The organism is Paenibacillus arenilitoris (assembly GCF_014705655.1).
Taxonomy (GTDB): domain Bacteria; phylum Bacillota; class Bacilli; order Paenibacillales; family Paenibacillaceae; genus Pristimantibacillus; species Pristimantibacillus arenilitoris.
The window spans coordinates 202,907-223,789 of sequence record NZ_JACXIY010000014.1 but is presented as its reverse complement, the minus strand read 5'-3'; the positions used below and the strand labels follow the sequence as shown (position 1 = coordinate 223,789).

General features: G+C 58.4%; 20 protein-coding genes. 15 read left to right on the top strand and 5 right to left on the bottom strand.

Features of this window, described 5'->3' with window-relative positions; translation table 11 throughout:
* Window positions 1–131 precede the first annotated feature (131 nt).
* The 9 genes from IDH41_RS12350 (at window position 132) to IDH41_RS12305 (ending at window position 8,917) form a co-directional block, all read left to right on the top strand.
* Entirely contained in the window at window positions 132–788 is a 657-nt protein-coding gene (locus tag IDH41_RS12350) for a FusB/FusC family EF-G-binding protein (protein WP_190861406.1), read from the top strand.
* Window positions 789–996: 208 nt separating this feature from the next.
* Window positions 997–2,880: a molecular chaperone HtpG gene (htpG, locus tag IDH41_RS12345; RefSeq protein WP_190861404.1), complete on the top strand. Its 1,884-nt coding sequence runs from the start codon at window positions 997–999 to the stop codon at window positions 2,878–2,880.
* 334 nt (window positions 2,881–3,214) lie between these two features.
* Complete coding sequence (locus tag IDH41_RS32275) at window positions 3,215–3,673, top strand: hypothetical protein (protein ID WP_263364572.1); 459 nt, start codon at window positions 3,215–3,217, stop codon at window positions 3,671–3,673.
* Window positions 3,674–4,003: 330 nt separating this feature from the next.
* Window positions 4,004–4,666 (top strand): LysM peptidoglycan-binding domain-containing protein, encoded by a 663-nt coding sequence (locus IDH41_RS12330; protein WP_190861398.1) that lies wholly within the window; start codon window positions 4,004–4,006, stop codon window positions 4,664–4,666.
* A gap of 143 nt (window positions 4,667–4,809) precedes the next feature.
* On the top strand, window positions 4,810–6,372 hold the full coding sequence (locus tag IDH41_RS12325) for a sensor domain-containing diguanylate cyclase (protein WP_190861396.1): 1,563 nt from the start codon (window positions 4,810–4,812) through the stop codon (window positions 6,370–6,372).
* A 162-nt stretch (window positions 6,373–6,534) separates the two neighbouring features.
* Window positions 6,535–6,972, top strand: coding sequence for a disulfide oxidoreductase (locus IDH41_RS12320; protein ID WP_190861394.1), 438 nt, complete (start codon window positions 6,535–6,537; stop codon window positions 6,970–6,972).
* A gap of 58 nt (window positions 6,973–7,030) precedes the next feature.
* Window positions 7,031–7,495, top strand: coding sequence for an MEKHLA domain-containing protein (locus tag IDH41_RS12315; RefSeq protein WP_190861392.1), 465 nt, complete (start codon window positions 7,031–7,033; stop codon window positions 7,493–7,495).
* A gap of 20 nt (window positions 7,496–7,515) precedes the next feature.
* The gene (locus tag IDH41_RS12310) at window positions 7,516–8,397 is read left to right on the top strand and encodes a DUF72 domain-containing protein (protein ID WP_190861391.1); all 882 of its coding nucleotides are present in this window, start codon (window positions 7,516–7,518) and stop codon (window positions 8,395–8,397) included.
* 70 nt (window positions 8,398–8,467) lie between these two features.
* Complete coding sequence (locus IDH41_RS12305) at window positions 8,468–8,917, top strand: SRPBCC family protein (RefSeq protein ID WP_190861389.1); 450 nt, start codon at window positions 8,468–8,470, stop codon at window positions 8,915–8,917.
* A gap of 119 nt (window positions 8,918–9,036) precedes the next feature.
* Here the strand turns inward: IDH41_RS12305 and IDH41_RS12300 are convergent, their stop codons facing one another.
* From IDH41_RS12300 to IDH41_RS12290, 3 genes are all read right to left on the bottom strand, one after another.
* Window positions 9,037–9,501 carry a RidA family protein gene (locus IDH41_RS12300; RefSeq protein WP_190861387.1) on the bottom strand — a complete coding sequence of 155 codons (465 nt, stop codon included), beginning with the start codon at window positions 9,499–9,501 and terminating at the stop codon, window positions 9,037–9,039.
* A gap of 122 nt (window positions 9,502–9,623) precedes the next feature.
* Window positions 9,624–10,757, bottom strand: coding sequence for an alanine racemase (locus IDH41_RS12295; protein WP_190861385.1), 1,134 nt, complete (start codon window positions 10,755–10,757; stop codon window positions 9,624–9,626).
* A gap of 489 nt (window positions 10,758–11,246) precedes the next feature.
* Window positions 11,247–12,530: a DUF3895 domain-containing protein gene (locus IDH41_RS12290; RefSeq protein WP_190861383.1), complete on the bottom strand. Its 1,284-nt coding sequence runs from the start codon at window positions 12,528–12,530 to the stop codon at window positions 11,247–11,249.
* 150 nt (window positions 12,531–12,680) lie between these two features.
* On the opposite strand from IDH41_RS12290, the gene IDH41_RS12285 reads away from it, so the two are divergent.
* The 3 genes from IDH41_RS12285 (at window position 12,681) to IDH41_RS12275 (ending at window position 16,276) form a co-directional block, all read left to right on the top strand.
* Complete coding sequence (locus IDH41_RS12285) at window positions 12,681–13,337, top strand: pentapeptide repeat-containing protein (protein ID WP_190861381.1); 657 nt, start codon at window positions 12,681–12,683, stop codon at window positions 13,335–13,337.
* A 148-nt stretch (window positions 13,338–13,485) separates the two neighbouring features.
* On the top strand, window positions 13,486–14,874 hold the full coding sequence (gene thrC / locus IDH41_RS12280; RefSeq protein ID WP_190861380.1) for a threonine synthase: 1,389 nt from the start codon (window positions 13,486–13,488) through the stop codon (window positions 14,872–14,874).
* A 154-nt stretch (window positions 14,875–15,028) separates the two neighbouring features.
* Window positions 15,029–16,276: a hypothetical protein gene (locus tag IDH41_RS12275; protein WP_190861378.1), complete on the top strand. Its 1,248-nt coding sequence runs from the start codon at window positions 15,029–15,031 to the stop codon at window positions 16,274–16,276.
* A gap of 59 nt (window positions 16,277–16,335) precedes the next feature.
* Here IDH41_RS12275 and dnaN read toward each other — a convergent pair whose 3' ends face one another.
* A complete protein-coding gene (dnaN, locus tag IDH41_RS12270) occupies window positions 16,336–17,463 on the bottom strand; it encodes a DNA polymerase III subunit beta (RefSeq protein WP_190861376.1) in 1,128 nt (375 codons plus the stop codon).
* Window positions 17,464–17,484: 21 nt separating this feature from the next.
* Window positions 17,485–17,721: a ribbon-helix-helix domain-containing protein gene (locus IDH41_RS12265; RefSeq protein ID WP_190861375.1), complete on the bottom strand. Its 237-nt coding sequence runs from the start codon at window positions 17,719–17,721 to the stop codon at window positions 17,485–17,487.
* Window positions 17,722–17,858: 137 nt separating this feature from the next.
* Here IDH41_RS12265 and IDH41_RS12260 point away from each other — a divergent pair, with 137 nt between their 5' ends.
* From IDH41_RS12260 to IDH41_RS12250, 3 genes are read left to right on the top strand one after another with little or no spacing between them, the layout of a single operon-like run.
* Window positions 17,859–18,314 (top strand): MarR family winged helix-turn-helix transcriptional regulator, encoded by a 456-nt coding sequence (locus IDH41_RS12260; RefSeq protein WP_190861372.1) that lies wholly within the window; start codon window positions 17,859–17,861, stop codon window positions 18,312–18,314.
* A gap of 56 nt (window positions 18,315–18,370) precedes the next feature.
* Window positions 18,371–19,801 (top strand): DHA2 family efflux MFS transporter permease subunit, encoded by a 1,431-nt coding sequence (locus IDH41_RS12255; protein ID WP_190861370.1) that lies wholly within the window; start codon window positions 18,371–18,373, stop codon window positions 19,799–19,801.
* A complete protein-coding gene (locus IDH41_RS12250) occupies window positions 19,798–20,883 on the top strand; it encodes a saccharopine dehydrogenase family protein (protein ID WP_190861368.1) in 1,086 nt (361 codons plus the stop codon). The genes IDH41_RS12255 and IDH41_RS12250 overlap by 4 nt, the downstream gene beginning before the upstream one ends.

The following is a 20,883-nucleotide window of genomic DNA, read 5'->3' as shown; positions in this document are numbered from 1 at the left end:
CCATTATAGAGGCGATTCTTTGCATGGGCGGACGAAGCAAGCCTAACATCGCCCGAATAAGCAATTTTCGTTTCTAATAATTGGCTTTGCCCCTTATTGCTTGAACAAATACGAATAAGGAGCTGGACTCGATGTGCCAACCATTTATTAGAAACCACCAATATAACTTTATTAAGAAGCAGGCAGCCGTTCTGCAGCAGGCGCTTCGGTCGATTGCCGACCTGAAGGTGCTGGAATCGGTCCGATCCGGCACCGATGCGAAGATCGGCGGGCTGTTTCCGGAGGCGACGGACGAGCAGCGCAGGCTGCTGGACGTATCGGCGCTAAAGACGTCGGAAGATTTTCAGCGGTACTTGAAGGAGCTGGAGCCGTATTTGACCATGTTTCCTTCCATTACGAAAAACCAGATTCAGAAGCTGTTCCCGAAGAACAAGAAGCTGAAGCTTCCCGATCTGGAGGCGTTCGACCTTCGCCATACGTCTTATCTCGGCTGGACCGACGTCTCGACGAACAAGCTGTTTATCGTGTATCCGTCGGGGGACGGGTTCGGGTTCGTCGGTGTGGAGGGTCGGTTCACGCCGACGAACAAGAAGAGCTACTGCTTCGCGTGCAACCGGTACGAGGAGCTGGCGTTGTTCTCGGCGGTTACCAAGAAGAGGCCGGCGAACGCGTCGCCGGACTACTATAAGGCGGTCGGCAACTATTTGTGCATGAACAGCCTCGAATGCAACAAAAATATGACGGACACGTCCGCGCTGGAGAGGTTCATCGAATCGGTGAACGGCTAAGCCGGAGCGGGTACGGAATGCAGCATAGTTAGGAAGAAGAGCGGAGTCGGCGGCCCGGTGCCATCGGTTTCCGCTCTTTATTTTTTTGCGGACAAATACCGGCCCGGCGCTTGACATTAAAAAATGCGATATGTTATATAAAAAGAAGTATTAGCACTCTTGGAATTCGAGTGCTAACCCTGATTTAAAATCGAGAGGAGAACCGTTCATGGCCATGAAGCAGTTCAAAGCGGAATCGAAGCGATTGCTGGAAATGATGATCAACTCCATCTATACGCAGAAGGAGATTTTTCTGAGGGAGCTTATTTCCAACGCCAGCGACGCCATCGACAAAATTTATTACAAGGCGCTGACCGACGACGCGCTCGTGTTCAATAAAGAGGATTACTATATTAAAGTGACGGCGGATAAGGCGAGCCGGACGCTCACGCTCGTCGATACGGGCATCGGCATGTCGCAGGAGGATCTCGAGAACAATTTGGGCATCATCGCGAAGAGCGGCTCGCTGGCGTTCAAGAAGGAGAACGAGGCGAAGGACGGGCACAACATTATCGGCCAATTCGGCGTCGGCTTCTATTCGGCGTTCATGGTGGCGGACGAAGTGACCGTTATTTCGAAGGCGCTCGGCAGCGACGAGGCGTTCAAGTGGACGTCGAGCGGCGCAGACGGCTACACGATCGAGCCTTGCGAGAAAGAATCGGTCGGCACGGAGATTACGCTCAAGATCAAAGAGAATAACGAGGACGAGCAGTACGACGAATATTTGGAAGAGTACCGCCTCCGTTCGATCATCAAGAAATATTCCGATTTTATCCGCTACCCGATCAAGATGGACGTGACGGGCTCCCGGCCGAAGGAAGGCAGCGAGAGCAACGAATTCGAGGAATACCGGGAAGAGCAAACCGTGAACAGCATGGTGCCGATCTGGCGCCGGAACAAAAACGAGCTGAAGGACGAGGATTACGAAAACTTCTACTTCGAGAAGCGGTACGGCTTCGACAAGCCGCTGAAGCATGTCCATATTAGCGCCGACGGCGCCGTCGTGTACAACGCGATTCTGTTCATCCCGGAAAATACGCCGTTCGATTATTACACGAAGGAGTACGAGAAGGGGCTCGAGCTGTACTCCAACGGCGTGCTGATCATGGACAAATGCGCGGATCTGCTGCCGGACTACTTCAGCTTCGTGAAGGGCATGGTCGATTCCGAGGATTTGTCGCTGAACATCTCCAGGGAGCTGCTGCAGCACGACCGCCAGCTGAAGCTGATCGCGAAGAACATCAAGAACAAGATCAAGGGCCAGCTCCAAAGTCTGCTGAAGGAAGAGCGAGAGAAGTACGAGAAGTTCTACAAGTCGTTCGGCCGTCAGCTGAAGTTCGGCGTGTACAACGACTACGGCATGCACAAGGACGATTTGCAGGATCTGCTCCTCTTCTATTCCTCGAAGGAGAAGAAGCCGGTCACGCTGGACGAATACGTGTCGAGAATGCCGGAAGACCAGAAGTACATTTACTATGCCTCCGGCGAATCGGTCGAGCGGATCGAGAAGCTGCCGCAGACCGAGCTTGTCGCCGACAAAGGCTATGAGATTCTATACCTTACCGACGATATCGACGAGTTCGCGATCAAGATCGTCGCGAAGTACAAGGACAAGGAATTCAAATCGGTATCGAGCGGCGATCTCGGCATCGAAGCCGACGAAGCCGACAAGCAGGCGGATGCGGAAGCGAGCGAGAACAAGGATCTGTTCGAGCATATGGCCGGCCTGCTGTCCGGCAAGGTGAAGAGCGTCAAGGCGTCGAAGCGGCTGAAGAGCCATCCGGTCTGCTTGTCCGCCGAGGGCGAGCTTTCGATCGAGATGGAGAAGGTGCTCCAGGCGATGCCGAACGGCGGGGACGTCAAAGCGGACAAAGTGCTGGAGATTAACGTGAACCACGAGGTGTACCGGTCGCTGAAATCGGCGTTCGAGACGGACAAAGAGAAGCTGAATCTGTATACGCAGCTGCTGTACAATCAAGCGCTACTTATCGAAGGGCTGCCGATCCAGGATCCGGTGGAATTCACGAACGATATTTGCAAAATCATGGTGTAGCCTCGAAATCTTTCGATAGGACCCGATGCCGGCGGAAGCCGGGTCGGGTTATTCGGCGTATGGGCAACATCTGTCGGCAGGAACATGAAATCTTTATTTCGCCCTAACATTCCATTTACATTCCGACGCTAGAATGAAGGAGATTGGTTTTTGATTTTACCACTTTAGAGGCGGAGGGGAATGGAATTGAAACGTCGCAGATTGAAAAGGTGGTTGCCGCTGCTGTTAGCTTTCAGCATGCTGGCAACCGCTTTTTTTCACCGCAGGCCAAGCCGAAATTACGGATGCGGGCAGTGGGACGATAGCGGCATCCGTCTATTACAAGCCGCGCTCCTTGGCGGAGTATGCGCAGGCTATATCGGACGGCTTCAATAAAACGACAACCAGCACCAAACGTCTGACCGTCATCGGCGGCCTGCCGCAGGAGGGGCTTCGCCAGAAGGCGGCCGACGGCGACGTGCTGACCGGACAGGCGGTCATGAAGGGGACGGAAAGCGGCGTTGATCCGGACGCCGTCGGGATGTCGATTAATGACGAGACGATTTCCCAGGAAATGACGTATCTCGCGATCGAAAGCGACGCTTATTTTGCAGGCGGCGGCCGACGTCGTTGCCGCGGGCATCATCGAAGGCAATCCGGACGGTACGTTCGCCCCGGCCGAAGCAACGTCGCGCGCCGAGGCCGCCGTTATGCTGGAAGGCTTGCTGAAGCATCTGAAATTCATCAACTGATTCGAACGATGAGAAGCCGCTCCCCGTTTGATGCCGGGAGCGGCTTCTTGGCATATTTGTAGCGCCTGATGACGAATAACGGAAATTATTGGTCTTATTCGGCCTATGGACCGCCGCTTGCGAGGAATAACGGAACAAATGGGCTTTATTTGTCTCGATTTGTCCGTTTCATAGCGGATATCGCCCAAATAGCGCCGCCATATTCCCTTATTTCGCGAGCGAACCGAGTGAAGGCCGGAATAAAACCGCTTTTTACCGTTATTTTCCGAATCGTCGGCACTTTGGCAGCATGGCGCCTTGGTCTAGCGGACGGCCGGCGGCACGGACTGGAACGAATGCCTATTCCGAGCATAGTCTATAGATGATAACCGCGCGGAAAGGGGAATTTCGTTTTGTACGATTACAGGCAATGCACGGCGGAGCAATATCCGTACACGATACAACCGGGCGATACGTTAAATCTGATCGCCTATCGGCTCGAGGTCAGCGTGGCCGGCATCATGGCCGCCAATCCGGGCGTCGATCCTTACAATCTGAGAGTGGGCCAAGTGCTCTGCATCCCGTCTTGCCCGCCGAATCATACGGCAAAAATCATCGAACGCGGCGATACGCTTTATGCTATCGCGCAAGCTTATCGGGTGACGATCGCGAGTATTTTGGCGGCCAATCCGGGTATCGACCCAAATAGCCTGAGAGTCGGCCAGCGGATGTGCATCCCTTCCGCCTGCGCTGCCGGCGACTCGGCCGACCGGGACGTCATTCTGGCGATGCAGCGCGATATCGACATGCTGAAGGCGGAGAGCGGCGTGCAGCAAGCCGAGGAGGCCAATTACGGCACCTCCTCCGCAACGACGCGCGCCGTCCTCGTAACGGACGCTGAGCTGAGGTTCGATGCGGCGCCAGTCTCCTTCTCCGGAAATTATAAGGGGCACTACACGGCGGGCCGGAGCTACCCCTATTATGCCGATGCCGCAATGGGGGGACAGAGGGGCATTACCGTCAAGGACCATTTCGGGGTATGGCATTCGTTCGGCTACCATGTGCCGATCGGCTAGCCCCGCCCCGGCCGGGCGGTTCCGACATCGCGGCATGGTCGATTGGCAAAATTCGCCTGCGCGGGGCTTCGCCGATAAAAAAGGGAATACCTTTTGTTTGTCGAATCTTGTATGAAAATAGACAAATAAGGGGAATTTCGAAGTTGGTCAAAATAGAAAAAGGCCGAACGATCGGTTTTTTTGTCATCGCGACGGTCGTTTTAACCATTATTATTACGCTGCTCATCAGCGCGATGGTCGGGTATGAAAGCAACAAAAGCTCGCTCGTGAGAAATACGCTCGAATTAAACCGCATCAACGCCGAGAAGCTTGCCATAACGGCAAACGAGCTGTTAACGTCCGCGACCGACATGCTGGCGCTTTCCGCCGCCCATTTGAGCGGAGGAGGCAAGGAGGAGACGAGCCAATTCAGCCTTCAGCTAATTCGGGAGAGCAATAACCTGTTCAATTCGGTATTCATTGCGGATAAGGACGGCGTCGTGCTGAGGTCCGCGCCGGACAATATCGGAGTAGCGGGCAAAAGGCTGGAAAGCCGGGCCGCCTTGGAAGCGCTGGAAGCGAAGGCGCCGATGATATCCGATCCTTACATCGGCATTACCGGCCGTCACATTATTTTACTATCGGAGCCCATCTTCGGGAAAAGCGGGGACTACGAGGGCTTCATCGCAGGCAGCATTTACCTCAGCGAGCCCAATCTGTTCGAGATCATGCTCGGCACGCAGATGTCGAACGACATCGGCAGCTACGTGTACGTCGTCTCGGGCAAGGGGGAGCTGCTGTATCACCCGGACAAGGAACGGATCGGCGAGAACGTGACCGCGAACGCCGCTGTCCGGCATGTGCTGAAGGGCGAGAAGGGCGACATGGATCTCGTGAACACGAAGGGGGTCTCCATGCTGGCGGGCTACGCGCCGGTCGCCGAATCGGGCTGGGGAATCATTTCGCAGACGCCTTCTTCTTCCGTGATCACCGCCTCCCGGCAGCTTGTGCTCAAAATGTTCACGTATTCGCTGCCGATCCTGCTCCTCGTTCTGCTTGCGGTCATTATGCTGACCCGTTATTTTTCGCGGCCCCTGTATAACCTCGCGAGCTTCGCGGAGCAATTGTCGAGCGAGGCGAACCCGGACGTCAACGTGCCGGAGATTCATAAGTGGAATTACGAGGCGAACGAGCTTCGCAAGACGATCGAAAAAGCGGTCGCTTCGATGCGCAGCCAAATCGACTCGTTATCGGTCGAGGCGCAGAAGGATACGCTGACGGGCCTTAACAACCGCCGCTCGATGGATAAGGTGCTGGCGGGTTGGCAGGCAAGCGGCACGCCGTTTAACTATATGATTCTCGACATCGATCACTTCAAATCGGTCAACGACACGTACGGCCACGCGATGGGAGACGAGGTGCTGCGGTTTCTCGGCTCGAAGCTGTCCGGGCTTGCGGGCAGCAACGACGTGTGCTTCAGGTACGGCGGCGAGGAGTTCGTCGTGTTGTCGCCGGGCGCGGACGCCGAAGCCGCGGTTCGGCTCGGGGAACGGATGCGGAAGGGCATCGCGCGGGAGATCGGCCCGACAGGCAGACCAATCACGGTATCGGTCGGCATCGCCGCTTGCTCGGATCCGAACGACTCCTTGGAAGAGGTAAAGCGGAGGGCGGACGAAGCGCTGTACCGATCGAAGCAGGCCGGCAGAAACCGGGTCAGCCTCGGGTAGCGGGGCATCGCCGGAAGTTTTGGCCGCCTAGCCCTTTCGAGTCATGACATGGCGGGTTGTTCTGTACGATGATAGGGAGAAGAACCGGAATATGACGAAAGCGAGGGATTTAAGCTGGACAAGCAAGATAGGTTGGAGACGCCGGACAGGCAGGATGAGCGGATGGCGGGTCGCGAGGATAATACCAGGGAAAAAAAACAATTTTTTTTGCTGTTTCTCGCATGGGCGGCCGCCGTGCTCGCGACGGCAGGCAGCCTGTATTTGAGCGAGGTCATGCATTTTCAGCCTTGCAGCCTGTGCTGGTTTCAGCGCATCTTTATGTATCCGCTCGCGCTGCTGCTTGGCATCGCTTACGCGAGGAGCGATACAGGCATCGCCGCCTACGCCCTGCCGCTCGCCGCGATCGGAGGCGGATTCTCGCTGTACCATACCGTGCTGCAGAAGCTCCCGCACGACTCGGCGCTTGCGGCCTGCGGCCCCGTATCCTGCCAGGGCGACTATTTGAACTGGTTCGGCTTCATCACGATTCCGATGCTGGCGCTGGCGGCTTTTGCGATTATTGGGGCTTCGCTGCTGCGTCTTCGCAAATTGGACAAATAACGCCCTGTCGTGTTATACGTAAAGGTAACGAAACCGAAAACGCGGGAGGAGCATTCGGATGAATTTGCCGGAAACGGGAGACGGATCGACGGAAGAACACGCAGCGCTGCTGATGGACAGTTATCGGAGATGGACGGGGGAAGCGCTCATTGCCTGCGATTCCGAGCGCTCGGCAAGGGAGCAGCTGTTTCATGCCGGTAAGGTCGTCTTGTCGCACGGGACGGAGGATAATCCCGTGTTGAACTACGGCAACCGGCTCGGGCTTGAGCTGTGGGAGATGGATTGGGAGCGGTTCACGGACACGCCTTCCAGACTGACGGCAGAGCCGATGGAGCGCGCCGAGCGGGACCGGTTCTTCCGGGCGGTGACGGAAAGCGGGTACGTCGACAACTATACGGGCATCCGCATATCGAGCACGGGGCGGCGGTTTTACATCGTTAATGCGACCGTTTGGAACGTTATCGACCGGGACGGCGCGTACAAGGGACAAGCGGCCGCCTTCACGGAGTACCGTTATTTATGAGCTAGGCAGGAGGGGGAGGCATGCCGATCCATATCGGACTGGCCGGCTGGGGCGACCACGACCTGTACGTTCCCGGCGCGAAAGCGGGGAGCAAGCTGGCGCAATACGCGAAGCATTTTCCGCTCGTTGAAGTGGACACTACGTTCTATGCGATCCAGCCGCGCGAGCGATTCGCCAAATGGGTGGACGAAACGCCGGATACGCTTCATTTTGTCGTGAAGGCGTACCAAGGGATGACCGGGCATCAGCGCGGACCGGCCGCTATGCCGAACGAGCAGGGCGATCAGTTCGCGGCTTTCCGGGACATGCTGGAGCCGGCCGCCCGGGCGGGCAGGCTGAAGGCGGCGCTGTTCCAGTACCCGCCGTGGTTCGACTGCACCCGCGACAACGTACGCGTCCTCCGGGAGGCGAAGGCTCGCATGGAGGGCATCCCTTGCGCGCTGGAGTTCCGGCACCAGAGCTGGTTCGAGGGCGAGATGAGGGAGAAGTCGCTGGCCTTCATGGTTCGGGAGGGGTGGATTCACAGCGTCTGCGACGAACCGCAGGCGGGGCGCGGCTCCGTCCCGACCGTGCTGAAGGCGACGGATCGGGATGCGACCGTCGTGCGCTTCCACGGCCGCAACGCGGCGGGGTGGAACCAAGGCGGCGCGGCGAACTGGCGCGAGGTGCGCTATTTGTACCGCTACAGCGACGAGGAGCTGAGCGATTGGGCGGACAAGCTGCTGCGGCTGCAGGAGGAAAGCGAGCATATATGCGTCGTGTTCAACAATAACTCGGGCGGCGACGCCGCGGACAACGCGAAGCGGATGATGGAGCTTCTCGGGCTGGCAAGGCCCGACGGGCGCAGCCCCTTCGAGCGGCCTCCGGCGGGTCCGGTCGTGGAGCAGCTGGATTTGTTCTAGGCGGAAAAGAAAAATAAAGTGTTAGACTGGAGATGAGGATTTAAGATTAAATAAAGCAGGAGGAAATGGTATGAGTATTCAATTTGAAACGAAAGAAACCTTTAATGTTCCAAGAGAAAAAGTATACGAAGGCTTGCTGGATTTGGATTCAGCAAAGCACTGGATGCAAGGGTTAGTTCGAATAGAGCGATTGGATGAGGGTCCAATGAAAGTTGGAAGTGGATGGAAAGAAACAAGGAAAATGATGGGACAAGAAGCAACGGAAGTATTTACTGTAACGGGTCTGGAGCCTAACAAAATTCAACTCTACGTAGACGGTTCAAAAGGGACAAGCGGTAAAGGGGAACATTTTTATACATACTCAATTAAAGAATTAGGAAATGCTACAGAGGTTACTTTACACGGTGAAATTAGAGGGATGACTGGAATTGCAAAACTGGTTAGTAAACTAATGACAGGCACATTCCGAAAAATTTGTGCCAAGGATTTGGATGGGCTGAAGAATTATCTGGAGAAATAGTATCTCGTGACTGTCATGACTCGAATAAAATTGCACCGATCGGGCAGGAACGCGGGGAATTCCACAAGCCAAAAAGAAAAGTCCTCCAAGTCGAAAGAACGACCCGGGGGACTTTGCGTTTAATCGCGGATTTCCGCGATGAGCTCGATTTCGACCGGCGTATGGAAGGGCAGGTCGCTCGTGCCGATCGCGGACCTTGCGTGCTTGCCGTCTTCGCCGAACACGTCGACCAGCAGATCGGACGCGCCGTTAATGACGTACGGCTGATCGGCGAAGCCGGGAGCGCTGTTCACGAACGCAAGCAGCTTGACGATCTTCGCGACGCGATCCAAATCGCCAAGGTAGCCCTTCATGACGGCGAGGCAGTTGATGATCGTCTGACGAGCCGCCTCCTGGCCCTGCTCGATCGTGAGCTCCCGGCCCAGCTTGCCCTCGTACATTAACTCGCCGTTGATGCGGCAGTCCTGCCCGGACAAGTAAATCAGGTTCCCGGTCTGCCGGCACGGAACGTAAGTGAAGCGCGGCTCCGGCGAAGGGGGCAGCTCGATGCCGAGCTCGAGCAGGCGCCGTTCGATTGTGGACATTCGAATACCTCCGATTGCGATATAGTCGTTAAAATGATAATGGCAGCGGAGCAGTGCCCGGATCAGACGGCCGTCCCGCGTTTTGTATCGGTGGCTATGCCTCTTCTTGCGCGGCCAAGCGCCTATTCCAGCATACCGCGTCCAAGCACGGCGCGCTCTTCAAAGACGTCGCCGTTATCGACATACACGTTGTTATGCAAATTGACGGTGCTGCAAATATGGTTCGGGATGATCCGCAGACGGCTTCCGATCCGAAGGTCCGCCTTCTGCGCGTCCGGACCGAGGCGCAGCATGCCGTGCTCCTCGGACAGCCGCTCAAGGACGGCGTCCTCCAGCCCGGCGACACTTCCGAAGCCTTGCAGCATCAGCGGTTCGACGCCGGGGGCCACGTCGGTGGCAAACGTCTTGCTGCCGCCGTCGACGACGGCCAGATCCGGGGACGGCCGGCTGACGACCGTCACCCAGACGCTGCCCGCGCAATCGTCCAACCCGCATACGCCGAGCCGGGCCTGCATCCGGTCCTGGTACACGTACGTGCCGGGACGGATTTCGGTCACGCCCTTCACCGCGGCGGCATGTCTGCCGGTCGGCGTCGAACCGACGCTCACGTCGGCGATCGGGATGCCCATGCCGCGCAGACGGTCCGCCAGCTCGACCATGAGCCGTCCTTCCTCCTCGCCGGCGGCCCGCAAATCAAGCGTCGGCTTCCCGCGGTAAATCGCCCCCCGGAACGTAAAGATGCCGGTCAGACGCAGATGCTCCATGCGGTGAACAGGAGCCGCCAGCTCGGCCGCCCGATCATACGGGACGCCGGTCCGCCGCAAGCCGGTATCGATCTCCAGCCGGACCTCGAGCGGCTTCCCGTCACGGCCGGCCGCTTCGTTCAGCCGCTCGGCGCCCTCCAGGCTGTCCACGGCGGCAATAAGCTTAATTTGCCGGTTTAACCGAATGGCCCGGTCGATTTTGTCCGGCGTGACGAGCGGGTACGCGACAAAAATGTTCGAGATGCCGCCGCGCGCCATGACTTCCGCTTCGGATACTTTGGCCACCGTAATGCCCACGGCTCCGGCTTGCAGCTGCAGCTCCGCAACCGAGGGCATCTTATGCGTCTTCGCGTGGGGGCGTAGACGAACCTGATGGCTGCGGGCGATTTCCGCCATCGCCGCAATATTGCGTTCCATCTTCGCCTTATCGATGACGACGCACGGGGTTTGGGGCCATTCTACGGGATGCGTTCCGCCTGCTTCCTCACTCATGCCGCTCCTCCTTCCCTTCGGCTTGCGATTTGGTTTCCTCCAGGTAGCTGTAGAGCGTGTATTTGGAAATGTTCAAATACGCGCAAATTGGGGGGCTCCATTGTTCCACCTTATCTATTTATGCCAAATCTTGGTCTCTATGCGGCAATCGAAGCGATAGGCCGCCTAAGCAACAATGAGGCAGCCTCACTAATCAGTGAGGCTATCCTCACGCTTTTCGGCAGCATGCGCGCAGATCGAAAGAACAGTGAGGCAAACCTCACTCTCCGTGAGGCTGCCTTCATTGGGGAGTGAGGTTTGCCTCATAAAACGGGAAAAGCAGGTCAATAGCTCTTCAAATTGTGAGCTTTGGCTCATTAATTAATGAGTCTGCCTCACTATGCTGCCGCCTCAAGCGCGCACCGCCCCGGAAGCAGCGAGTGCCGAGTCGGCGCCTCCCGAGCGGGCGCATGCCGTCGGAGCCTGCTAAAAAAATCGCTGCCCGCAAGGTCAGCGCGGAGCGTAGACGCGGTCTTCGGCGCTTGCGGTTACGAGCTCGCATTTGCCGAATGCGGCCAGCTTGTCGAGATAGGCCGCAACGGCGATATAGATGCTCGGCTTGCCCGTCGACATCCGGATGTCCGGGGAAAGCTTCTGCTCCAGGATGAACTCGGAGACGGCTCTCGTGCTGATGCGGCCGTACGGGAGCGCATCGTCCACAACGCGCCGAGCGGCGGCGGGCAAATGGAACGGATCGGACCCGGCAGTCGCGACGTTGCCGCCGGCATAGACGCCGGGCTCGGGCGGAGCGAACGCGCCCGGCGGGGGCTTCGGCATCCCGAAGGCGTCGTCTTGCTTCGCCGGCTTCGGCTCGTCGAACGGAAACGCGCCTTGGCTCGCCGCATTGCCGCCGACACCGAAAGCGGCCTTCCCGCCGGCATCGCCGCCGAAGTCGAAGGCGACCTGCCCGCCGGCATCGCCGCCGAAGTCGAATGCGACTTGTCCGTCCGGGTCGCCGCCGAAGTCGAACGCGACTTGTCCGTCCGGGTCGCCGCCGAAGTCGAACGCGCCTTGCCTCCCGTCGGCTTCCCCGATGCCGGGGGCTTCCTGCCCTTCGACCGCAGCGGGGACATCGTTGTCGGACGGCCAGCCGTCGTGGGCGTCCGGCTTGTCGACGTAAGCGATCGCGGCCTCGATCCGCTTCCTGCGATTCGCCTGATCAAGCTCGCGCAAGCGTCCGCGCAGCCGAAGCACCTGCCTGTCCAGCAGCGGCAGCCCCGCGTCCAGATGAGCCCGAATATCCGGCGGCACCTCCAGCTCTTCCGGCAGCGGCAGGAATAGATGCTGTCCGAGCGACCAGCCGTCCCGGAGCTTGCACAGCAGCTCGTTCATCTCCGCGTCGAGGACGTCGAAGCCCTTCATGATGGCGGCGATCGTTTTCGCGTCGATGCCCGTATGCAGCTGCAGGTGCTCGATGCCGAAGTAGCGCATCGTATTTGTCGGCAGATGCAACACCTGATGCTGATAGCGCAGCGAGCGGCCGCACTCGCACTTGGTCAGCGGAGACACTTCGCCGCTGTCGGTGAAGCCGACGTAATCCCATTCCTCGATGAACGCTTCGATGTCCTCGAACCGCGCATCCTCCGGGATGAACTGGACTTTTTTGCGGGCGAGCTGGCGCGCGAACAGCGTGCGCCTGCCCCGCACAAGCTCATGATGAACGAAGCGGCGCTGCTCCTCCGTCAGCTGCCCGAGCAGCCGGTCGCGCTGCTCCATCGTCAGCTCGTATTTCATCGTGCACCTCCATGACGGATTCGTTAATGCCATTATAGAGGGGCGGATGAAATAAGTCATCCTCGGCGTCGAAGGCCGCTCCGATTTCGTTTATAATGAAAGCAACCGCGCAGATCTGCCGCGGCTGCGTCATGAGGAGGGATGCGGACGATGTCCGGCAATAAAGTGAAAATCGAACCGCCGAAAATACCGGAAAGCTTGACCGAAGCAACCGTATCCGATAACGAATGGGCGGACGGGCAAGAAATAAGCGACGTCATCTTTCAAGAAAGCGGCGTACATAACCAATCGGCCTACAAGCTGTACCTTGACCGGGCCGTCTTCCGCAACGTCGCCTTCAGGGGCACGAGCCTGCGCAAGGCGGAGCTGACCGACGTCCGCTTCGAAAATTGCGATCTGTCGAATATCGATCTGACCGAGCTCGTTTTGCACCGGGCCGTCTTTCAAAACTGCAAGCTGCTCGGCATGGATCTGACGGGCTCGACGCTTCGCAACGTCCGGTTTACGCAATGTTCGGCGGACTACGCCGTTCTGCGCTTCGCTAACGCGAAGGCCGTCGTGTTCGACAACTGCTCGCTCGCGAAGGCGGATATGTCCAACATGACGCTCTCGCAATTTTTTTTGAAGCAATCGAATATCGACGGCGCGCAATTCTCGCAGACGAAGCTTGCGGGAATCGACCTTAGCAGCTGCGAATTTAACGGCATAGGCGCTACGCTTGAAGACCTGCGCCGCAGCATCATTTCTCCCGGGCAGGCTTCGGTGTTCGCGGCGAATTTCGGGCTGATCGTCAAACCTGGCGAATAACCTCGCTTTTCCTTGTCGAATCCATTTTTTCCATCGGCAAATCGTGATATACTGTTAGGAAACATTCGATTAACAGGGCAAACGGCGATATGCTCGAGGCAGGCGTATCCTTGCGATTAATCGTACGCGCGTAGGAGGCTATTTTCAGATGGATTACATCAGTACACGAGGCAACGTTGGCAAAATCGGATTTATCGACGCGTTCATGATGGGACTCGGCAACGACGGGGGGCTGCTCGTGCCAAGCGTCATTCCGGTCGTGTCCGAGGAGACGCTGAAGCAGTGGCGGGAGCTGAGCTATCAGGAGCTCGTGCTGGCGATCTTCTCGCTTTATACGAACGGGGAAATACCGGAGCAGGACTTGAAAGACATGGTGTACGCAAGCTATTCGACCTTCCGCGATCCGGAGGTGACGCCGGTCCGCAAGCTGAAGGACGATTTGTATTTGCTTGAGCTGTTCCACGGTCCGACCTTCGCGTTCAAGGATATCGCCCTGCAGTTCATGGGGCAGCTGTATACGTACGTTGCGGCCAAGCAGAACAAAAAAATCCATATTCTCGGCGCGACTTCCGGCGATACCGGCGCTTCGGCGATCGAAGGCGTCAAGGGCAAGCAGGGCATCAAAATTTGCATCCTTCATCCGCACGGCAAAGTCAGCAAGGTGCAGGAGCTGCAAATGACGACGGTGCGGGAGGACAACGTGCTGAACCTGTCGGTCGACGGCAACTTCGACGACTGCCAGCGCATGATCAAGGATTTGTTCGCGGATCTCGATTTCAAGGCGAACCATCACTTGGCCGCGATCAACTCGATCAACTTCATTCGGATCATGGCGCAGACCGTTTATTATTTCTACGCGTACTTCCAGGTGGCGAAGCAGACGGGCGCGAGGACGGTGAACTTCAGCGTGCCGACGGGCAACTTCGGCGATATTTTCGCCGGCTACTTGGCGAAGCGGATGGGGCTGCCGGTCGGCAAGCTTATTCTCGCAACGAACGAAAACAATATTTTGGAGAGGTTCGTCCTCGAAGGCGTGTACAAGCCGGGCGACTTCCGCACAACGTACAGCCCGTCGATGGACATTCAAGTGGCGAGCAATTTCGAGCGATACTTGTATTACGTGCTCGGCGAGGACGCCGCACAAGTCCGCGCGCTGATGGAGCAGTTCAAGTCGGAGGGGCGGATCGTCATTTCCGGCGATGCGCTGCGCAAGGTGCAGGAGGAGTTCGGCGCGCACGGCGTTCAGGGCGAGGAGTGCCTGACGACGATCAAGGCGTACCACGCGTCGGCCGGTTACTTGCTGGACCCGCACTCGGCGTGCGGCGTAGCCGCGGCGGACAAATACAGCGGCGAAGGGATGACGGTATCGCTCGCGACGGCGCATCCGGCGAAGTTTGGCGAAGCGATCGAGCTATGCGGCATCGAGCAGCCATTCCCGGCGCAAATTTCGGCGCTGTTCGAGAAGCCGCAGCGCCAGACGCGCGTGGACGGCTCGCTTGAAGCCGTCGTCCGCGAGCTGGAGGCATTTTATCAATAACGACAAGCGGTCGGCGTGAACCGGAGGTCCGCGGCGGAAGGAAAGCTTCCTTTGCCGCGGACCTTCTTTTGTATGACGGCATAGAAAAGGATAGAAGGCCGCTTAGGAGTGTGATACAATTTTTGGAATAAAGTGAAAGAGAGGAGGTCATGCGTTGATTAGGAATGTGGTCTACCTCGCGACATCCGTATTCTGCATCGTATTTTCGATATGCGCCTTGCTGTACGTTTATTGGGACGCGAGCCAGCCGAAAACGGGGGCCGTCGGGGACGGGAACGCTTGGCCGACCTTTCAAGAGCTGCTGCCTGTGATCAGCACGTTGCTGATGGGCGTCGCTAATTTGCCGATTGCCATTATGCGTTATAAGGATTACATAAGAAAATCGCAAGACGAACAGCCAGGCCATTCAGCGGACGATCGGCCGGAGATGGCCGATAAGAAGCTGGGTTCGACGACGCTTCAATCGGGGGATAGGGCAGCCAGTCGATTGGGCTATGATTCGTTCGGCTCCGGGAGCGTCCGCGTCATGCCCGAGGAAAATCACGGAGGGAATGAAAGGAGCCGAACGATGAGCGATCAACGACAAATCTTTGACCGGAGGCCTCCCCAGCTGGAGCGCGTCGCGGAAATGGCGAAGCGGCCGGAAAATATCGCGCACAGCGCGGGGAGAAGCTTTCTCGGCTATTACTTCGGCTTTGACGATTACCATTATCTGAATACGCCGCTCGATTGCATTTCCTTCGCTTCGCCGGGAGCGGACGGCATGCATTTTGGCTTCCTGACGGACTTTAGCACGGCGGCGTCGCTTGAGGAAGCCTATGTCGTCCGCGTCGATCCGATGGATTTCGACGAGCCCGTCAAGCTTGCGGCCAGAAACTTCAAAGATTTTCTCCGCCTGATGTGCTATTGTCCGGATGCCTTGTGGGTGATGCGCGCCGGCATAGCGGAGGCGGAGTACGAGCGGCTGGCGGAGCAGTTTCCTTCGCTGCGGAGCGGAACGCCGGCCTTCTACTACGAGGAGGACCATGCCGTCGCGGCGAGAGTGATCGAAGCCTTCGACCTGAAGCCGATCGGCAGCGTGCAGGAATACTACCGGGAGCTGCAGCGGGAGCGGATGGAGCGGGTCGTCCTGATCACCCAGGACGGCATCGGCATCGCGGGGGAGCGCGGGACGGGCGCGCGGCATAAAATTTTCGCAATGGAGCGTCAGACGGCACCGGACGCGAACAAGCTCCGCTCGTTCCTCGCGGACGCTTCGGACGAATCGATTCTCGGCTTCATTCGCGACGCGCGCTCGATGGGGCAATTTCACGGCAACGCGGAATTGACCGCCATTGCGAGGGAGCAGCTTCTGCGGCTGGGACTGGCGCGGGAAGCGGGCAATTTGGATAAGGACGGATAAAGCGGGCGAAGCAGCAGCCGGACTTCTATGGATCGCAGACAGAGGGTAGCCGCATTTGGCTACCCTCTCGTGCGTATGGGGGTCAGGATATAGAAGGAGGAGGGACAGTCTGCCGGCCGGATAACGATCGGGCTCCACTTGCCGGCTAGTTTCAACGTCACGCACGCGCTGTCCACAGCCTCGATGATGTCCGTCATGTGGCTGCCGTTAAAAGAGACGGCGAGCTTCTCTCCCGACAGCGCCTCGATTCCGACCGTCTCCGCCGCATCGCCGACCGCGGCCGTCCGCGAAGACAGCTCGATCGCGCTTTCGGACAAAACCGTCAGCCTGACCGTTTTGCTGTCGCCTGACAAAAGAGAGACGCGTACAAGCGTCCGCAGCAGCGCCTGCGTTTCCAACGTAAGCTCCGCCGCGAACGCGGCCGGCGTTAGCTGGTCGGCGGAAGGAAAGCCGCCCGCCAGCAGGGAACACTGCATAAGCAAATCGCCCGTTTGAAAACGAATCGAATCCTTCCCGAGGGTGACGGCGGTCGTTCCCTGCTCGTCGTGCATCATTTTTGAGAACTCCGACAGCGGCTTGCCGGGAATGACGACCGCCGGGAACGCGTCCTGCCGCCTCTTCGACGCAGCGATCGTTCGGGATGCCAGCCTGACGCCGTCCGTCGCCGTCAGTCGGACTTGCCCGCCTTCCGACCGGCAGGAGACGCCGGTCAAGGACGGCCTGGCGTCCGACGTCGATACCGCGAACGCAACCTGCTTGATCGCTCTCTTCAGCGCGAAATTCGGCATATGAACAACGGCCGAATGCTCGAGCCTCGCGAGCGCAGGGAACGCGTCCGCGCACATGCCGGACAAGCGGTACGCCGCTCCGCCCGAGCGGATGACGACCACGCGGTCTTCCGTGCACGAGACGGTGACGAAGCCTTCCGGCAAGCGGCGGATCAATTCGGTCAAATAACGCGCGGGAACGACGATACTCCCGCGCTGACCGACGATGGCCTGCCCGTCGCCGGACGGGATGCGGTATTGCAGCATCATGCCGGGATGGCCGGCGGCAAGCGTCAATCCGCCCGGATCGGCCTCGAGCTTCAAGCCGGCCAGAATCGGAATCGGGCTTCTGGCGGCTGCGGCGCCGGAGATCATGTGCAGCGCTTTGGCTAACGTCTTTTGTTCGACTTCGATGAACAAGCGGCCCTCGCCTCCCTTTCTTTAAGGCTTCAAATAAGATTCGATCAGCCCGCGAAACAGCTCGGATTTGGAGCAGCCGAGCTCACCGCATCGTTGTTCGAACGCGCTCCACGTTTCCTTTGTCAGGGTGACCGATACCTTTCTCGTCTCGCCGATGCCCTTGCGCCCTGCCCCTTCGCGCGGGCCGCCTCTCGCGAACATCATCGACAGCTGGCCTTCCGTTGCCGGGACGCCGAGCTTCAGTTTTTTATCGTCCAACGGGATTCTCCTTTAATTGAATTAGGTAACTTTAATCAATTAACGCTACCTTAACTGTACCATGGATCGCTTCTAGTTGGCAATGAATCCGTTATCGGCTATTGACAGTATAGAGGTTTAGTAGCTAAACTAAATCCATGGAAAACAAATCAAATTCGCCAATCCATTCGAATCGCGCCAGCCGCAGCATCGGCCGATTGATCATGGAATTGCGCCGACTCGAGCGGCAGCCGAGAAGCTTCGGCCAAGCCGGCATGTTAACCCCAAGCGAAATCCATACGGTCGAGGCGATCGGCTGTGGGGATGGCGTTCTGATGAGCGAGCTCGCGGCCCGGCTCGGCGTTACGAAGGGGGCCGTCACGCAGCTTGTCGCGCGTCTGGAAGCAAAGGAACTGGCGGCGCGCTCGCCGCATCCGCATGATTCGCGGGCTACCGTCATTTCGCTTACCGATTCGGGGAAGGAGGCTTATCAGGCGCACGAAGAGGCTCATGACCGGTTCTACGAACGGCTTCGCGCCAAGTTAAGCGAGCGGGAGATCGAAATATTCGAGAGAGGGATCGATCAATTGATCGAATCGCTGAAGGAGAAATAAATTTTTTTTGGCCATTTAGTTTAGTAACTATACTAAAACGGAAGCGGTGATCGACGATGAATGAACCAGCAGTGATGGAGCAAGGTACGGAAGCCAAGCATCGGCTTCCGATGCTGGCGGCCATTTGCTTGGGCGCGTTTCTTTCGCATTTTACCGCAGGCGTCGTGAACGTGTCGCTTCCGCAGTTGATGGACGAACTGCACTCGGATCTCGATACCGTGCAATGGATGTCGACCGGTTACTTGCTTGTCATTGCTTCCCTGCTACCGGTCATGGGGAAAATGGGAGACCGCTACGGGCATCGCGCCGTCCATAATTGGGGGTACGCTTGTTTTACGCTAAGCACTCTGCTAGCCGCTTTTGCCGCCGACGTCTACACGCTGCTTGCGCTCAGATCGGCGCAAGCCGTTGGCGCCGCCATGTTCCAGGCGACGAATATGGCGATCATCGCGCACCAATATCCGCCGGAACGAAGAGGGAACGCGCTGGGCATCGTCAGCTCCGCCGTAGCGCTTGGCGGAATGACCGGCCCGATCGCGGGGGGAATCGTCTCGGAATGGTTGAGCTGGCGGTGGCTGTTTTTGGTACACGTCCCCGTCGCGGTCATCGCTACGGGCCTTGCCCTGCGCTACATTCCGGCTCGGCCGCGGAAGCCGGCGCCCGTTTCCTTCGACGGCATCGGAGCGATTTTGTTCGTCGCGGCGATCGGCGCCGTCATTTACGGGTTGTCGAGGGGGAATGCGAGCGGATGGTCGTCGGTCGAAATCGTTGCCGTATTCGCGGCGGGCGTTATGGCTCTGCTTTTGTTCCTTCTCCGGGAGTTCCGCGGAACGGATCCTTTCTTGCCGCTTAAGGCGCTTCGCGATCCGGCCGTTGCCCTGGGCCTGACGATCAACTGCGCTTCGTTCGCGCTTGCCAACGCGGTGCTTGTGGCGATGCCGTTGTACTTATCCGATGCGGCCGGGCACTCCCCGAGCGAAACGGGCTATATGATGACCGCTTATCCGCTGCTGCTGGCCGCCTGCGGACCAATCGCGGGCCGTTGGGCGGACAGGGCCGGCTCCCGTCCGTTCATGCTCGCCGGACTTGGCGCAATGGGAGGAGGGCTTGCCGTTCTCGCTGTGTTCCTCGGCCGATTGCCGCTCGCCGGCATCATGGCCGTGCTGGCCCTTATCGGCGCCGGAATGGGCTTTGTCGCGTCTCCGACCAATCGTTTCGTTATGGGGCGCGCGCCGCTTCGGCACAGCGGTTCGATCGGCGGGCTGATCGCGCTGACGCGGAACCTCGGCATGGTTGTCGGAGCCGCTTTGGGTCTTGGCCTGCTGAACGGGGAGGCGGGGGCTTCCGCCGAGCTCGGCGCGATTCGGCTCTTATTTGCCGTTAACGCCGCGATCGGCGTATTGTGCGCCGCTGTCTTGATCATTTACGCGGTTGGTCGAAGAAGCGCCGGCGCTGCCGCCGCGCGGGAGAAGGGAGCATCAAGATGAAACATAAAATCGTCGTGATCGGCGGCTACGGCCAAGTGGGACAAGTCGTTTGCAGACGTCTCGGCGGCCTGTTTCCGGGCAAGGTCTACGCGGCCGGAAGAAGCCTCGGGAAAGCGGAAGCCTTCGCCTCTTCGACGGGCGGCGCCGTCCTGCCTCTACGGATGGACGTGCACGCAAGCCTTGACGCAAGCTTTCCGGACGAGACGGCCCTCATTGTTATGTGCATGGATCAGGAGGATACCGGCTTCGTCGAGCAATGCCTCGCGAACGGCATTCACTATATCGATCTCTCGGCTTCATACCGTTTTTTATCGAAGGTGCGGAGCCTGGGTACGAAGGGGTTGGCCTCGCGGTCCGTTTCGGTATTGAGCGTAGGCCTCGCCCCGGGACTAACGAACCTGCTCGCCAAGCAATGCGCGGAGGAGCTGGACGAAGTCCGCGGGCTCGATTTGTTTCTTATGCTCGGCCTCGGCGATCGTCACGGCAAAGCGGCGATCGAGTGGATGGTCGACCATTTGAACGTCTCCTTCCCGGTAAGGGAAGGAGGCTTGGACATTGAAGCGGTCAGCTTCTCGGACGGCTTAACGACGTCGTTCCCCGGGAAGACGGGACGCAGACGAACGTACCGCTTTCCGTTTGCCGATCAGCGCGTCGTGCCGGATACGCTCGGAATCGATACGGCCTCTACCCGGATCTGCTTCGACTCGGTCTGGGCGACGGAGACGATCGCGAGGCTTCGGAAGCTGGGCGCGCTGCGCGTCCTCAGGCACCGGGCAGCCCGCGGCATGGTCGTCGGCCTGTTTCGCAAGCTCCGACTCGGGTCCGATGCGTGCGTCGCGAAAGCGAGCGCCGAGGGGACGATCGGCGGCCGCGAGATCCGCTTCGAATGTTCGATCCAAGGCCGGAGGGAGTTCGAAATAACGGGCGAAATCGCCGCTTTCGTGGCCCAAAGCCTATATACGCGCGAGTACCGGCCGGGCGTCTATCATATCGAAGAGCTGTTCCGTCCGATGGCGGTAATCGAGGCGCTAGGGGATTTGGTCGCTTTTGAGCAAAAAACGAGCTTGGCCCACCGGCCGTAA

Coding starts and splice junctions, on each gene's coding strand:
- IDH41_RS12350 (WP_190861406.1), top strand. CDS start 132: ATGTGCCAACCATTTATTAGAAACCACCAATATAACTTTATTAAGAAG.
- htpG (WP_190861404.1), top strand. CDS start 997: ATGGCCATGAAGCAGTTCAAAGCGGAATCGAAGCGATTGCTGGAAATG.
- IDH41_RS12320 (WP_190861394.1), top strand. CDS start 6,535: ATGGCGGGTCGCGAGGATAATACCAGGGAAAAAAAACAATTTTTTTTG.
- IDH41_RS12315 (WP_190861392.1), top strand. CDS start 7,031: ATGAATTTGCCGGAAACGGGAGACGGATCGACGGAAGAACACGCAGCG.
- IDH41_RS12310 (WP_190861391.1), top strand. CDS start 7,516: ATGCCGATCCATATCGGACTGGCCGGCTGGGGCGACCACGACCTGTAC.
- IDH41_RS12305 (WP_190861389.1), top strand. CDS start 8,468: ATGAGTATTCAATTTGAAACGAAAGAAACCTTTAATGTTCCAAGAGAA.
- IDH41_RS12300 (WP_190861387.1), bottom strand. CDS start 9,501: ATGTCCACAATCGAACGGCGCCTGCTCGAGCTCGGCATCGAGCTGCCC.
- IDH41_RS12295 (WP_190861385.1), bottom strand. CDS start 10,757: ATGAGTGAGGAAGCAGGCGGAACGCATCCCGTAGAATGGCCCCAAACC.
- IDH41_RS12290 (WP_190861383.1), bottom strand. CDS start 12,530: ATGAAATACGAGCTGACGATGGAGCAGCGCGACCGGCTGCTCGGGCAG.
- IDH41_RS12285 (WP_190861381.1), top strand. CDS start 12,681: ATGTCCGGCAATAAAGTGAAAATCGAACCGCCGAAAATACCGGAAAGC.
- thrC (WP_190861380.1), top strand. CDS start 13,486: ATGGATTACATCAGTACACGAGGCAACGTTGGCAAAATCGGATTTATC.
- IDH41_RS12260 (WP_190861372.1), top strand. CDS start 17,859: ATGGAAAACAAATCAAATTCGCCAATCCATTCGAATCGCGCCAGCCGC.
- IDH41_RS12255 (WP_190861370.1), top strand. CDS start 18,371: ATGAATGAACCAGCAGTGATGGAGCAAGGTACGGAAGCCAAGCATCGG.
- IDH41_RS12250 (WP_190861368.1), top strand. CDS start 19,798: ATGAAACATAAAATCGTCGTGATCGGCGGCTACGGCCAAGTGGGACAA.